Origin of the sequence: Pseudoalteromonas phenolica (assembly GCF_005876835.1) — a bacterium.
GTDB classification, from domain to species: domain Bacteria; phylum Pseudomonadota; class Gammaproteobacteria; order Enterobacterales; family Alteromonadaceae; genus Pseudoalteromonas; species Pseudoalteromonas phenolica_B.
In genome coordinates this window covers 25,245-40,857 of sequence record NZ_PPSW01000030.1, presented here as the reverse complement: position 1 = coordinate 40,857, position 15,613 = coordinate 25,245, and the positions used below count along the sequence as shown (strand labels likewise).

The following is a 15,613-nucleotide window of genomic DNA, read 5'->3' as shown; positions in this document are numbered from 1 at the left end:
AAATAATAAATATTTTTGATTTATATAAAGTTAATAGAGAGGAATTTAAAAAACCAAAGAATGTGAATTTAAGAAATATTAAATATAATCGCCACATTATTGAAATAGATCATTTCCAAAACCGGAACAATCTATGTATTTTGGTTATATAAAGAAAGTTTTACACTTTGATTTTGTATAAATACTAGGCTATCACTTAGTATTGCATCTTTTATTGGTACATTTTTAGGAAGCTAAGCATGGACACAGCAACCCCCTCTTTTGGCATTTTCAGCACACTCAAAGCAAAACTCATATCAGCCTTTACTTTTATTTTGTGCATTCTTGCGGCAATCGGATTGACCGCATATTTAGCATTAACTTCAGCAGATGAAGGATTCAAAAGCTATCGAGAGCTAGCAAGAGACTCTAACCTTGCGAGCACCTTACAATCGAATATGTTGATGGTACGCATGAATGTAAAAGACTTTCTTCTCACAGGTAGTGAGAAAGACCTTCGCGAATACAACCAGTACTTTGAACAAGTTGATAAGCTCATTCTCGACGCCAAACAAGAAATTAATAAGCCCGAACGGGCACAAATGGTCACTAAACTCATTCGAGAAATTGAGCAGTACAATGCAACGTTCGAAGTTATCAAAGCGTATCGGGTTGAGCGTAATGAGTTGGTGTTAGATCAATTAGATGTGATTGGTCCAAGAATGGAGCGTGAGCTCACACAAATTATGCAAAGCGCCGCACAATCTAATGATACGCAACTGGCTTATGTTGCTGGTGAGGCGATGCGCAACTTATTACTTGGCCGCTTATATGTTGTGAAATACTTAGAAAGTAATCAACTATCAGCGTCTGAGCGAGTCAATCAAGAATTCTCGAGCTTCGAAGACCAACTCATAAATATAAGCACTTTTAGTTTGAATAAAGAAAATCAAACTAGGCTAAACAACATCAATAGTATGTTTCTTGATTACACAAATGCCTTCACTCAAGTTCAAAACCTTATTGTTGATAGAAATGACAAAGTAACCAATGTATTGGATGTGATAGGTCCGCGTTTTGCTTCTTTAGTCAGAGATTTAAGTAATTCAGTTAAATCAGACCAAGATATTCTGGGTCCTCAATTAAAAGCCGCTAATGAACAAGCCGTATCGCAAATTTTCATTATGTTCATGACAGCGCTTGTAATTAGTGCTGCTATTGTATTTTTCTTACTTCGAATGGTGATGAAACAACTCGGTAAAGATCCTAGTGAACTAGATAATATTGCAACCGCCATTTCAAAAGGTGACTTAGACCAAGAATATGATGAACGAGCACCGCAAGGCGTCTTCAAATCTATGTTAGAAATGCGAGAAAGCTTAAAACTCATCCGTGAAAAAGAAGAACAAGAGCGTCGCGTGGCAAGGGTCAACGCTCGTATTAAAAGTGCATTAGATAACGCCAACTCTAATGTCATGATCACCAATACTGAGCACCAAGTCATTTATCTAAATAGTTCAATCCAGCAAATGTTTGAAGGGGTTGAAACACAGCTACAGACAGAGCTGCCTAATTTTAGTGCTCATCATATTCTAAATGCGCAAATCAATGGTTTAATGCCTTACTTTGAGCAACACCTAGCACAGATTGAAAATCTAACCACCAGCCTTGAAGAGCAATTTGTAATTGCAGGAAGAACTTTTAAATTAGTTGCAAGCCCTGTCATTGTTGAAGCGCAACGCGTTGGTACGGTATTCGAGTGGCAAGATAGAACCGAAGAGCTTGCCGCAGCTGAGGAAAAAGCACGTATTGCCTCTGAAAACGCACGTGTAAAGTATGCTTTAGACGGTTCGTCTGGTCAGGTTATGATTGCTGACAAAGACCTAAATGTAATTTACATGAATAACGCCATTCATGACATGTTTAAATTTGCCAGCCAAGATATTAAACAAGCCATTCCACATTTTAATCAAGAAGCCATTATTGGTAATCGAGTTGATGCGTTTTTTGAACATTTCAGCAATAAAGTAGAAGAATTCAAAACTCAAACAACAAGCATTGAAACCGAGTTTGTGATTTCTGGCAGAACCTTCACAGTAATCGTGAGCCCGGTAAGTGTAGAGGGTGAACGTGTTGGTACGGTCTTAGAGTGGCAAGACAGAACAGATTGGTTAGCTCAAGAGCGTGAAAAGACACGTATCGCAGCCGAAAATGCCAGAGTCAGATATGCGCTTGATAGTGTCTCGGGCAATGTCATGATTGCAGACAAAAATTTAAATATCATCTATGCAAACCAAGCGCTGAAAAGCACCATGGAAAGTGCTGAAGGCGATATTCAAGCCCATATAGGCCAGTTCGATGCCAACAACCTCATTGGCTTCCCTGTTGATCAATTCTATTTAGAACCAGAACAACAACGCGTCTTGTTTAATAACTTGTCTCATGCTCACAAAAGTACTGAATACATTGGGGAACGCGTCTTCTCTGTGACCTCTAACCCCATTTTCGTAAATAACGAGCGTATTGGCACTGTTCTAGAATGGACCGACAGAACCGCAGAAGTAAATATTGAAAAAGAAATAGACAACTTGGTGCAATCTGCCGCACAGGGTGACTTAAGCCAGAAACTATCTTTACAAGGTAAGACAGGCTTCTTTGAAAAACTCAGTACAGGTTTAAATGATCTAGTCTCTACCGTCGAAATTGCACTTGATGACGTCACAAAAGTGCTAAGCGCATTAGCTCAGGGCGATTTGAGTAAACGTATCACCAACGATTACGAAGGCTCTTTTGGTCAACTGAAACAAGATACCAACAGCACAGCCGATAAACTAACCGAAGTCATTGAAAACATCACCCATGCCTCTGGCAGTATTACTCAGGGCGCAAATGAAATTGCTCAAGGTAATGCAGATTTGAGTCAACGTACTGAAGAGCAAGCCAGTAGCCTAGAAGAAACCTCGGCTAGTATGGATGAAGTTACCGAGATTGTCCGTCAAAGCTCTGAAAAAGCCGAAGATGCGAATGCGCTTTCAATGACGGCTGAAGACAAAGCCAGTCATGGCGGTGAGGTCGTGAAATTGGCTGTAAGCGCAATGCGCGAAATCAATCAGTCGAGCAAACAGATCACTGAGATCATCAGTGTGATTGATGATATTGCATTCCAAACTAACTTACTTGCCTTGAATGCGGCTGTAGAGGCAGCCCGTGCGGGTGAACAAGGTCGAGGATTTGCGGTGGTTGCCGGTGAAGTACGTAACCTAGCCCAGCGCTCATCAAATGCAGCAAAAGAAATTAAAGATTTGATCAGAGACAGTCAATCTAAAGTTGAAGAAGGCACCGACCTAGTAAACCGCTCCGGCGATACCTTAAGTGAAATCGTTGAAGCCACCAGCAAGGTACGCGTCATGATGGCAGAGATTGCCCAATCAGCAAGGCATCAATCAGAAAGCATTATGCAGATTAATACTGCGATCACTCAGATGGATCAGATGACCCAACAAAATGCAGCACTGGTTGAGGAAGCAGCTGCAGCTGGTGAAGCGATGGCTGAACAAGCGCAAATGATGAACCAAACGGTCGAGTTTTTCTCCCTAACTGAGGGTAGTGCTTCATCTACGGCTTTAGAGCAAACCTATTTACCCGATGAGCGTTACTTGCCAAATTTGGCTTAATAATTTACAAAATTAAAGGGCTGCTTTTGCAGCCTTTTTCATACCTAATTTGAAACATTTAGAAATACTTTTTCCATATTGCTAGCAGTCAGTTAGGCGTACAATAACCTCAAGTTGTGCAAGGTTATAACGACCTGAACATCATGTAAGTAAATCTGATATTTACAAAGGATTGTGCTCAGCTCTTTATAACTTTTTAAAGGGCACAACTATGATTAACACGCATCCCAATATTGTCATCATCGGCGGCGGCGCAGGCGGCCTAGAACTGGCAAGTAAATTAGGGAACAAACTTGGGAAGTCTCGTCGCGCAAATATTACTTTAATCGATAAAAACCGTACCCATATTTGGAAGCCGCTCTTACATGAAGTGGCGACAGGCTCACTCGACACTAGCTTAGATGGTGTCGTTTATTCTGCCCATGCGGCTCGGCATGGATTTCAGTTTATTCTTGGTGAGTTCATCAATTTAGACGCTGAGAAACAAGCGATATATCTTAAAGAACAGTACGATTCAGACGGTGAATTGATCTTGCCACAGCGTACCGTTCACTATGATGAGTTAATCATTGCCATAGGCAGTATCAGTAATGACTTTAATACGCCTGGTGTCAGTAAACATTGTTATTTCTTAGACTCTCACCAGCAAGCCGAACGCTTTCAACATGCGCTACTTAACTGCTTCACGCGTGTACACCAAGCTGCAAGCCAATTACCTGAAGAACAAAACCGTCTATCAATCGCCATTGTTGGTGGTGGAGCAACCGGTGTTGAACTTAGCGCCGAGCTTGTTCATGTCGCTCAACTACTTAAACATTACGGTATGAATGCGTTTACCAGCACCAAGCTCACCATTCATTTAATTGAAGCTGGGCCAACTATACTGCCCGCCCTACCCAGCAGAATAAGTAACTCTGCGCGAGACGAGTTGCGTCATTTAGGTGTAAATATCTTAGAAGGCACCAAAGTGAGCAAAGCAACTTCTGAGGGCTTTATCACCGATGACAATACCTTGATCCAAGCCGATTTAATGCTTTGGGCGGCGGGTGTAAAAGTGGCTAACTTTATTAAAAACCTCGATTGCTTTGAATTCACTCGCAACAATCAAATTAAAGTAGACGAATATTTACAGGCAAAAGGCACTTCACACATCCATGTATTGGGTGATGCTTGTGCCTGCGAGCAAGAAGATGGCACTTTCGTGCCACCTCGCGCGCAAGCTGCACATCAGATGGCGAGTAATGTAGCGCACAATATTTTAGCCAAATTCACAGGCAAAGCGCCAAAACCTTTTGTTTATAAAGATCACGGTTCACTGGTGAACCTTTCTCGCTTCAGTGCAGTAGGAAGCTTAATGGGCAACCTGACTAACAACACCATGTTTATCGAAGGTAATCTGGCGCGAGTGATGTATTTATCGCTTTATCGTATGCATCAAAATGCCATTCACGGCCCAGTTAAAACCGCGGCTTTGTGGTTATCAGAAAAGTTACTGCGCATTGTGCGCCCTAAGATGAAATTGCATTAATTTTATCTCTAAGTAGCCTGAACATTTAGTAAAGTTCAGGCTGCTATTTTTCACTTCTTTTTATTGTGCTTCGGCCAGTGCTAAAACATCATTCAATGCTGAGACAGAAAACCCTCTGTCGTAGAAGTAGATAATTTTGCCGTTTTTATCGAGTAGCATCACTCTGGCGTTATTCGGATTTTCATTACCTGTAAACGCTTGGATTTTTTCACCGTCTTCATAAATGGTGATCACCCCACCCCATAGCTCTTTAGGAATTCCACGACGCATGCCCTCATCGATTTGTGTGCTAAACATTCTCGGGAACATGCCAGCAATGGTTGGTAACTCATACGCTTTAATATCAGCGCCTTTCATATCAAGGCCAATCAACCAACGGTCAATGTCGAACTGACTGTCCTGCTTGTAGCCAACCAAAAATAGCGCAACTTCACCTTTAACGAAATCAGGTAAGTTAATACGCTCTTTTTCTAGGCTTCCACCAGAGACACTAGGAAAAGCTTTTCCCGTCACATCTTGGTTTGGGTATTGGGCTGCACACCCAGTTAATAGAACTAATACAAATATGAGTAAAAATTGTCTCATCAATTTAATTTCCTTTTTGGTTTTACTGAAACTGCTTGGCAATTACATCCAGCTTTTTCAGAAACTCTTCTTTTAATTTACTGTGCTCGTATTCAAGGTCATATTTGTTATGAAACCCAAAACGGAGCAACACCCCATTACCCTGCAAGTATATGGTGTAACCATCAATATCTGAGAATGCCGTGATCCCTTCTAAATGCTTGCCCTGTTCGTATGGCTCACCATGTTGTTGAATATGCTCATATACACGCAAAATATGTTTTGACTCTAAATTATTCTTCATATGCCGACCTTATTGCATTCATCACTCATTTTTACGTCTTACACAGACATTAAGTTTAGTCTTATTTTGCTTTCACATTGTTTTCACACCTGACTTGCGACCATCAAGTAAAATTAAGGAGCAAAGCCATGCGAACTATCTTTCAACTTTTACTACTTATTTGGTTGTTATTTTTAAGCAATCAAACCAATGCAGCACAATTTGAAGCGTCACACTTAAAATCTGTCGTTCAGAATGCGATCCAGAGAATTAAAAACGTCGACAAAACAAAGTGGGCGTTTGAGCTACACAGCTTTGAGAACGAAGAAGGAGAAATCACAGACTATACAGCTGCATTTAATGGTGCACTTCCCGAGGATCAAAAATGGCAACTACTCACGAAAGATAAGAAGCCTGCGACCGACAAACAAAAACGCGCTTTTATCAAACAACGAAATAAAGACAAGAAAACCTTCAGCATTAAACTTGAACAGCTCATTACTTTAGATTCATTACAGTTACTCAATTCAACAAACGAAGCGATTACGGCAAGTTTTGAGGTTAACATCCCAAAACTCGGTGATGACGCCATTGGTAAGTTAAAAGGCACATTAATCGTCTCGCCAAAAAATCACTTAATTAAGCACATCATCATCACGAACTTAGATAAATTCAGCCCTATGGCAATGACAAACATAGATCAATTTAAGATGGTGTTAACCTTCACTGAAGTGTCAGAACAAGTTCTGCCGATAAGTGCAGAAATGACGATGCGCGGCACCTTCGCCGGCTTCATGGAGCTTAACGAAACCTCAAAAGATAGCTACACAAACTATCAACGTCTTGAATGATAAAACCAAGTTTTAGGCTAAATAATAAAAAAGGCAGCCTAATGCGACGGCTGCCGTGGTACCAAACCCTATTAATATTTAATTTAGAGGATTGGTATAAACTCGAGCTCCAAAAAAGCGCTTCAGAAAATCAACAACATGAACAATTTCGTTTATGCTTTTCCATCTTACCCACCCCAGGGTTAAAGCGGTTGGTCGGGTCTAATGAGCGATAAAATGCCTTTACATCTTCTTCGGCTTCATAAAGATGACCGACATTGTGCTCAGCCGGGTACTTAGCACCTCGAGAATCAAGTAGTGCCAACATTTGCGCTTTCACTTTCTTAGCATCCGCACCTTTTTTCAGTACATAGTCTTGGTGAAATACATGGCAGAAGAAATGCCCATAATAAAGGCGCTTATCGACCTGACTTGCAATGTCTTCTGGTAACTGCTCAACCCAATCAAAGTCATTTCTACGTAGGGCAATATCGAGCGCTAAAATGTCTCCCACTTTATCTTCATGTAATGCTTGATAGCGAATAGCAGCACCTGCCGCTGCAAAACGTTGTAAATATGCCTTACTGGCTTCATCGGACGTACATTCAAAATACCCGCCCGCTTGCGGGTTTTGAGTAAAGTATGACTTGAGAAATTGTTTGGCTTCGGCAATACCACCATCACTCATTTTTAAGATTAAGTGATGCTCATAATTATCTCTAAATTCGAGCATGCGCTTAGGTAAATGCTGTGGGAATAAGTAGCTTGCCAACTGCATCACCTTGTCGGTGAAATTGCTTGGCATAAAGCGCCACTTTTTAAAAGTCGCATCCAACCGCCCTTTTAAGGCAAACAACTTAGGTAATCTATCTGTGCCTAAATGTTGAATGCTTAAAAAAGTATCTTTGCCATATTTTTCTGCGATATCGAAGATTTCGCGGTGCAGGTATTCCCCCACCTCTGGCAAATTTTGAAATTCAGATAATATGTGACGTCTTAAATCGCTTAAAGTTTTAGGGTCATTGGTACCAATATAGAATGTCTGTTCTTGATTCGGTACTTCAAAGGTATCTAGGCGCACAGCAAACACAGCTATTTTACCTGCACAGCCACTGGCCTCATAAAGTTTTGAGGTATCAGCATTAAAACGACTCGGCGTATCGGCATTTACATCGCGCAATAAACCTTCATAGTCAGTCGCACTGGCTTTTTTATCGGTAACCAGGTAGTTATGAGCGAAGTTACCCGACATCAGGTTCTTTAAGATCTCTTCTGGCGTTTCACCCAATTCAATGCCTAAGTGATTCACTAAATGCAATTGGCCTTTTTCATCTACGCGGGCAAAGAGTGACAACTCAGTATAAGCTGGCCCACGCTTTACCAATGCCCCACCTGAGTTGTTTGCCACTCCGCCAACAATCGATGCCCCTAAACAAGAAGAGCCAATCACCGAGTGCGGCGCTCTTGCCAAAGGCTTCAAGGTTTTTTCTAACTTATGTAACGTAGTACCCGGAAAGCTCAACACTTGTTTACCCTGCTCTAGCACCACTAAGTCATCCATCGCCAAAGTGTTAAAGATCACGATGTCTCTATCATAGCCGTCACTCGAAGGCGTTGACCCTTCGGTTAAACCAGTATTCGCCGCTTGCATTATCATTATGCAGTCAGCTTCGACACAGAGTTCTAGCGCATGCCAAAATGCCAATAAGTTTTGCGGAAATAGAACAGCCAGCGCACTACCGCCACCCGAGCGCCAGCCCGTTCTGTAGTGCTGGGTTTTATTGGCTTGAGTTTGTATGTTCTCGCTGCCTAACACTTTGCTTAAAGCGGCCAATAGCTGCTGGTTGTTCATATTCTTCTCCATTTTAATGACTTAACGGTCCTGCAATATTCAAAACATATAAGGCAGTCATAACTAAAGCGCCTGACGCCAAAACATAATATAAGGTTGGCACAATTGTGCGTCTGAGTGTGGCCCCTTCTTGACCCAATAAGCCAACTGTTGCACTTGCCGCGACCACATTATGAATGGCAATCATGTTACCTGCCGCAGCCCCCACAGCTTGTGCTGCGATGATTAATGCAGGCGATAGCCCTAAACTCATTGCCGCTTCAAACTGAAATTGACTAAACATCATATTTGATACGGTATTAGAGCCTGCAATAAAGGCACCTAGTGCGCCAATGGTAGGGCTTACAAGGGGAAAAGCCTCACCAAACCAAGTGGCAAACATTTGGGCACAGGCCATTGGCATACTAGGTAAATCGGATAGGTTTACACCTGAATTAATAAATAGGCGGACCATTGGCACAGTAAACATTAAAACAAAGCCTGCACTGATCACGGTTTTAGTCGATTCACCAAATGCATTTCGCACGATTTGACCTTTTTGACCCGACTGACCTTGTAAAATGAGCGCAACCAAAGCAGCAATCACCATTAATCCACCTGGCAAATATAAAGGGGCAAAAGAAGCGCTTATCCCAGTTTCACCGAGAATATTACTGATGCTGATATTGAAGCCAGTTAAAAGTCCTTTAAACTCTGTAAATACACGAGAACATACCAATAAAGCCGCAACAATTAGGTAAGGTACCCAAGCCACGACAATAGACATTGAACGACTACCGCTGATGTTTTCAGCTTTAATCTCTAGGTTGCCTAACCACTGTTTAGGCCAAGTCTCTTTATTCGCAAAATCCCATTGTGTTTTAGGCACTAAAACCCCTTTTTTCGCGGCGGTAACAACAATGGCAATACTCACTAAACCGCCAAGGAGCGATGGAAATTCAGGACCGAGAAAAACCCCAGTTAATGCATAAGGCACGGTGAAGGCACAACCTGCAAAAATAGCAAACGGTAACACCTCAAGACCTTCTTTCCAGCTTTTGTTTTGTCCAAAAAAACGTGTCAGCATCATCACCATAAATAACGGCATCACAGTGCCCACAATGGCATGAATAATTGAAACATTGGTGGTAATGAGCTGCAGATATTGCTCCCACGTCCAGCCTTGAGTCGCAAGCTGTTCAGAAATTGCTGTGGTATCTAACCCTTTATTTACACCGATGATAATAGGTGTGCCCACAGCACCAAAAGAGACTGGCGTACTTTGGATCATCATGCCCATTAACACCGCTGCTAAAGCTGGAAAGCCGATTGCAACCAATAATGGCGCGGCAATTGCCGCTGGCGTACCAAAGCCAGAGGCGCCTTCTATAAACGTGCCGAAGCACCATGCAATCACAATTGCTTGAACACGTCTATCGGGCGAGACGTGCATAAAGCCTTCACGGATGACGCCAATGGCCCCAGTATGCTTTAGCATATTCAATAAAAAAATTGCGCCAAAAACTATCCACAAGATAGAGAAGGTGATCCCCAAACCTTGTAGAATTGACGCTAACACGCGATTAGTTGACATATCCCATACAAAGAGCGCCAGTGCGGCAGTCGTTGCCAATACCACAGGCATGGCTTTTTTCGCAGGCCAACTCAGGCCCACCAGCAGCAGAGCTGCTAATGCAATTGGCAATAAAGCCAATACACCTAATGTTAATTCGTTCATATTACTTTCTCTTGTTGTCCAGTTTTTATTGTTTTACTTACCCACAACGTGCTTATTGGTGATTTATTTAATTATTGATACATAAGCATCGAGTAAACAAAATTTATAGAAATGTACAACTCTGTTAACTATTAATATATATTCATTAAAGAGAATGTTTTTTTCCTTTTTTGACATAATCAATATTATTGAAAGAGGCTGTTAGGTGTATTTATGGTTAAATCTGATGATATTTTCTTGTTTGTTCAAGTCGTTGATGAAGGCTCGTTTTCTAAACTCGCTGAAAAACTAGAGATGACCAATTCTGTGGTAAGCAAGCGGATCAGCCGCTTAGAAAAAGCCTTAAATGTACAATTATTGTATCGTACAACGCGCAAACTCAGCTTAACCGATGCAGGACAAGCCCTCTACGGTAAAGCGCGCTTGGCCAAACAAGCATTGCAAGATGCACAAGACACAGTGACAGGCTATGGTGATGCTGTGCGCGGTAAAATACGCGTGACCGTGCCATCTGTCTCAGCCAATCTATTACTGAGTAAAGCCATTGCTGAGTTTTGCCAACTCTACCCTGATGTTGAGGTTGAACTGCATGTCAGTAATCGATTGGTCAATATTCTTGATGAAGGCTTTGATTTAGCCATCAGAACCGCTTTTCTTGAAGACTCCTCTTTGGTAGCAAGAAGACTTATAGATTCCCAGTGGATTGTATGTGCCAGCCCAAGCTACTTGAATCAGCATGGTATTCCTCATAAACCAAATGACCTACTGAACCATGAATGTTTGATTTACAAATACGAAGGCGTTGGCCCTGATAACTGGCTATTCCAACAAGATGGCGTAGAGGCAAACGTACAAGTACAAGGTCGCTTTTATACCAATAGCCTTGCGGCCATTCGCGATGCAGCCGCAACCAGCTTTGGTATTGCGTATTTACCTCGCGCACTGGTTCATGATGATTTAATGTCAGGCAGATTAGTATCTTTGCTAGCTGATTACACAGCAAAAGAGCTAGGTGTGTATGCGGTCTATCCAAAATCTCGCCAGCCAGATAAAAAGCTTAATCTACTCGTAGAGCATCTTCGTGACGCGTATTTAGCAAAAAAAGAATATCTTCATTAAATGAAGATACTCTTTTTACTTTAAACAAATTTATAGAGCTTTTAATTAAAAACTTTAGTTAAAATTTTAGCTTGGCACTGAATTGTAAGTAATTTGAATCAATGTTCTGCATGCGTTCGTCGTCAACACTAAAGTTACCTAGCTCAACTCCTAAATCTAAGTATTCGTTGTAACTGGTGATCAAGTTCGCGCCAAAATGACTGCGCTTGCGCTCAAGTACATCTGTTGAGGCACTGCCGTAAAACACCGATGAACGTAACTTTGGCGTCCAAAAGTGTCTATATGCAATCGCAAAGGCCACCGTACTTTCAACTTCGGCTGTTTGCTTACCCTCTGCGGTGACTATGTCAGGAGTAATGCCAGCTGCAACATAACGTCCAGCATCTCCGCTGGTTAACTGAAAACGTAAATCATCTTTGCCAATGGTGTTAATTTTTGCCGCAATGTTAAATGCAGTCGCCGTTTTATCTAGACCGCCTTGGTCAACTTTACGTAACAGTCCAGCCACAGATACCATGCCCCAATCCGCTTTATGGTTATAACGGGCAATAAAGTCTGGTAGCGATTCATCTCTATCTGCCTGAGCACCAGTCACGCCTACGCCACTGACACTGCTGCCGACATCTCCGTCACCATTAGTCTCTGGGTTTTCAATGGCAAACTGCCAAGCACCATGGGTGTATCTCAGTTGAGTTTGACGAATAAAGACCTCACCGGCATGTGGGCCACCGAAATCAAGTGACTCTGGCAGTGCATGTAGTGGCATAAAGGTGGTCCAGTTTTGACCTGCCATCCAGTTCTTATACTGAATATATAAATGTCTTAAGCGTGGATTTGATGAATTACTTACCACTTCGTTACCGCCGCCGCCATAGAAATCCACTTCAACAAAGCCTTTAATGTCGCCATGCTGCACAGTTAAATTCACTCGAGACTCTTTAACATTAAATGCCGTATGTGAGGTGTCTTGTGCCGCACCTCCTGGAAAATTTGCTAACCAATAATCTTGGTAAGCCACATCTCCAGAGACATGACGAATATCGACCTTACCGTAACCGCCAATTGCCACCTTAGTTTGCTTTTCACCCTGTTTAACGTTCAGTATTTCTACAGCCTGCGCTTGTGATGCCAGGCTCAGTGCACATGCACCTATACCGTAGCTGATGCCTAAAACGACTTTACTTGATAGCTGTTTCACCACGCACTCCTCAATTTAGGTTTATTGTTATGGATGAAAATTTACGGGCAGCTAACCTTTCGATAAATGGACATAAAGCCAAAGACTTTTTCCAAAAGGCGCAAAATAGAGAAATCTCCTGATGAGCAGGTTTAGCAAATCATTAACATTAAACCGAGTCTTTATCGAAGATTAAGTAAGGGTCGCGCATTCTATTCAGCTGTGTGTTAAACCATTTAACATAGTTAGGTTGCCAATTTGGCAAAAATGCTTTTCTATTATTGCTATTAACGCTTGGTGGTTTTCAGCCATACACTTCGCAAAACACAGCAGTGCTCATACTTCTGATAACACTTAGGACACCTGTTATGCGCCTTAATCAATGCTACAACTTTCAAGACTTTAGAAAACTGGCAAAGCAACGCTTGCCCGGGCCAATTTTTAATTACATCGATGGTGGCGCTGACGATGAGACCACTTATCGTCGCAATACAGAGGCGTTTGAAGAATGTGATTTACTACCAAGCGTACTGACGGGAGTCGAAGATATTGATTTATCTGTCACTGTCATGGGCCAAAAACTCGACATGCCTGTGTATTGCTCACCCACCGCGCTGCAAAGACTGTTTCACCATCAAGGCGAGCGCGCAACTGCGGGTGCCGCTGAGAAATACGGCACCATGTTTGGCGTGTCCTCTCTTGGCACCGTCAGTTTGGAAGAGATTGCCCAGCAAACCTCAACTCCGCAGGTTTATCAATTTTACTTTCATAAAGACCGAGGGCTAAACCGCGCCATGATGGAGCGTGCCAAAGCGGCAGGTGTAGAAGTGATGATGCTAACTGTTGATTCAATCACAGGTGGCAACCGTGAACGGGATTTGCGCACGGGGTTTTCAATTCCGTTTCGTTTAACACTGGCAGGCTTGATCCAGTTCGCCATTAAACCAATGTGGGGGCTGAACTACGTATTCCACGAAAAATTTAGCCTGCCGCAACTTGATGCCCACATAAAAATGGGTAGCAGCACCAGCTCTATTGGTGACTACTTCACAAATATGCTAGACCCAACCATGAACTGGGACGACGTAGCCGAAATGGTTAAGTTTTGGGATGGCCAGTTCTGCCTAAAAGGCATTATGACCGTTGAAGATGCAAAACGTGCAGTTGATATTGGCTGCACGGGTATTGTGATCTCCAATCATGGCGGTCGCCAACTCGATGGCGCTCGCAGCTCATTCGATCAATTGGCTGAAATCGTCGATGCCGTCGGCGATAAAATTGATGTGCTTTTCGACAGCGGCATTCAACGAGGCACCCATGTTTTAAAAGCGCTTTCACTGGGCGCAAAAGCGGTGGGCATTGGTCGTATGTATTTATACCCGCTTGCCGCTGCTGGTCAGCCAGGTGTCGAACGCGCACTAGGACTTATGCAAGAAGAGCTCATCCGAGATATGCGCCTAATGGGGTGTAAGTCTATTTCTGAGCTTTCACGGAAAAATTTAAGGTTCAGGTAGTTTCAAAAAATTCATAACACGTTGTCATACTTGCATTATGAAACTCAAGCCAACCTTTTCGGTTGGCTTTTTTGTGTTTCTAAATATGTGAATTAATACAAAAAACGAAATAATCGACTTTCTTTGCTGTATTCAGAACCAAAATAAGTATAATGTATACAAAATTCACATTTAGCATTTGGATACTTGAAGCAATGAAAGCAAAAATAATAACTGCGGTCCTATCGCTTGCCGTGCTTGCAGGCTGTCAAACCACAGAGCAACCAGCCGCTGTCGTAGATTACAGTGAAGTAAAACTGGCATATGGCAATGTCGTTAAAGAAGGTGAAGTCTATATTCCAGCTTGGAAACGCAATGAAGCGAAAATCAACCAAGTGCTTGTAAATCAACATTATTGTGCTGATAACTTGGTCTTACGCTTCCAAGCCATGTCACAGCAAAACATTGAAGATTCTTGTAAATTACTGCTAGAAACAGAAAAGCGTTTTCACTCTCTATTCAATACGCGTGGCAAACCGCTGCTGCATGATAACAATGATGTGTTGCGCGCCAATATTTACGCCAGTCGTGAAGATTACGTAAGGTATGTCACCGATCATTTTGACGTACCGTCTAATAATGGCGGCATGTACCTCGAAGGTTTACCACATTTAGAAGACAACAGTGCCGAGTACGTGGCCTATTTGAAAAAGGGTACGGTATGGAACTTAAACCATGAGTTCGTGCACTATTTAGATGGTCGTTTTAATACTTATGGTGATTACTGCGCACCGCCTCATGATAACCATTATGGTCCGGAATACTGCCCGGAACCTGCTGCAGAGCCACCTTATTTAATTTGGTGGGGCGAAGGGCTAGGTGAATATGTTGCGCACATGAACAATAACCCACGAGCGCTTGCGTTGGCCGGCGAGAAAACCTATCAACTGAGCGAATTGTTTTATAACAACAGCGCGAACTGGAATACCGACCGCATCTATCGCTGGGGCTATTTAGCTGTGCGCTACATGATGGAAAAACAACACGATAAAGTTGAAGAGATGTTATTTCATGTACGCCGCGGTGATTACCCGCGCTATCAAAAAATCGTAAAAAATTGGGGTACCAGCATGGACGCTGACTTTCATGCTTGGCTTGATACGGTCGCAACCAAATAAGCTAACGCAGTTACCTGCTTAAGCTTGGTTAACATCTTTTGACCCAAGTAACACTTTATAAGTGTCAATCCAATAAGGTGCAGTTTGCCTAGGTCTCTACTCTGCACCTTATTTTTCTTATCAAAATCTGCCTCCACAACACCTAGCCTTTTCATTCATTGTTTACATTTCATCACATTCCAAATTCTCACCATTCTTTCACCAAACATGCAAAAGTGA

General features: G+C 42.3%; 11 protein-coding genes. 6 read left to right on the top strand and 5 right to left on the bottom strand.

The annotated features are described in order from the left end of the window. Window positions 1–239 precede the first annotated feature (239 nt). Both C1E24_RS17300 and C1E24_RS17295 read left to right on the top strand, forming a co-directional pair. A complete protein-coding gene (locus C1E24_RS17300; RefSeq protein WP_138483617.1) occupies window positions 240–3,653 on the top strand; it encodes a methyl-accepting chemotaxis protein in 3,414 nt (1,137 codons plus the stop codon). 211 nt (window positions 3,654–3,864) lie between these two features. Beyond that, window positions 3,865–5,181: an NAD(P)/FAD-dependent oxidoreductase gene (locus C1E24_RS17295; RefSeq protein WP_138483615.1), complete on the top strand. Its 1,317-nt coding sequence runs from the start codon at window positions 3,865–3,867 to the stop codon at window positions 5,179–5,181. A 60-nt stretch (window positions 5,182–5,241) separates the two neighbouring features. On the opposite strand, the gene C1E24_RS17290 is transcribed toward C1E24_RS17295, so the two are convergent. Both C1E24_RS17290 and C1E24_RS17285 read right to left on the bottom strand, forming a co-directional pair. Then, window positions 5,242–5,766: a hypothetical protein gene (locus C1E24_RS17290; protein ID WP_171040930.1), complete on the bottom strand. Its 525-nt coding sequence runs from the start codon at window positions 5,764–5,766 to the stop codon at window positions 5,242–5,244. 22 nt (window positions 5,767–5,788) lie between these two features. Next, window positions 5,789–6,049, bottom strand: coding sequence for a DUF3081 domain-containing protein (locus tag C1E24_RS17285; RefSeq protein WP_058029052.1), 261 nt, complete (start codon window positions 6,047–6,049; stop codon window positions 5,789–5,791). A 128-nt stretch (window positions 6,050–6,177) separates the two neighbouring features. Between C1E24_RS17285 and C1E24_RS17280 the strand changes: the two genes are divergently transcribed. After that, on the top strand, window positions 6,178–6,879 hold the full coding sequence (locus C1E24_RS17280) for a hypothetical protein (protein ID WP_138483611.1): 702 nt from the start codon (window positions 6,178–6,180) through the stop codon (window positions 6,877–6,879). Window positions 6,880–7,009: 130 nt separating this feature from the next. Here C1E24_RS17280 and dld read toward each other — a convergent pair whose 3' ends face one another. Then, a complete protein-coding gene (gene dld, locus C1E24_RS17275; protein ID WP_138483609.1) occupies window positions 7,010–8,710 on the bottom strand; it encodes a D-lactate dehydrogenase in 1,701 nt (566 codons plus the stop codon). Between the two features lie 13 nt (window positions 8,711–8,723). Further along, window positions 8,724–10,427 carry an L-lactate permease gene (locus C1E24_RS17270; RefSeq protein ID WP_138483607.1) on the bottom strand — a complete coding sequence of 568 codons (1,704 nt, stop codon included), beginning with the start codon at window positions 10,425–10,427 and terminating at the stop codon, window positions 8,724–8,726. 213 nt (window positions 10,428–10,640) lie between these two features. Between C1E24_RS17270 and C1E24_RS17265 the strand changes: the two genes are divergently transcribed. After that, entirely contained in the window at window positions 10,641–11,546 is a 906-nt protein-coding gene (locus C1E24_RS17265) for a LysR family transcriptional regulator (RefSeq protein WP_138483605.1), read from the top strand. Window positions 11,547–11,604: 58 nt separating this feature from the next. Here the strand turns inward: C1E24_RS17265 and C1E24_RS17260 are convergent, their stop codons facing one another. Beyond that, on the bottom strand, window positions 11,605–12,744 hold the full coding sequence (locus C1E24_RS17260; protein WP_138483603.1) for a DcaP family trimeric outer membrane transporter: 1,140 nt from the start codon (window positions 12,742–12,744) through the stop codon (window positions 11,605–11,607). A gap of 347 nt (window positions 12,745–13,091) precedes the next feature. On the opposite strand from C1E24_RS17260, the gene C1E24_RS17255 reads away from it, so the two are divergent. Together C1E24_RS17255 and C1E24_RS17250 are read left to right on the top strand one after the other, a co-directional pair. Continuing rightward, complete coding sequence (locus C1E24_RS17255) at window positions 13,092–14,237, top strand: alpha-hydroxy acid oxidase (RefSeq protein ID WP_138483602.1); 1,146 nt, start codon at window positions 13,092–13,094, stop codon at window positions 14,235–14,237. 194 nt (window positions 14,238–14,431) lie between these two features. Further along, complete coding sequence (locus C1E24_RS17250) at window positions 14,432–15,394, top strand: collagenase (RefSeq protein WP_171040922.1); 963 nt, start codon at window positions 14,432–14,434, stop codon at window positions 15,392–15,394. Window positions 15,395–15,613 lie beyond the last annotated feature (219 nt).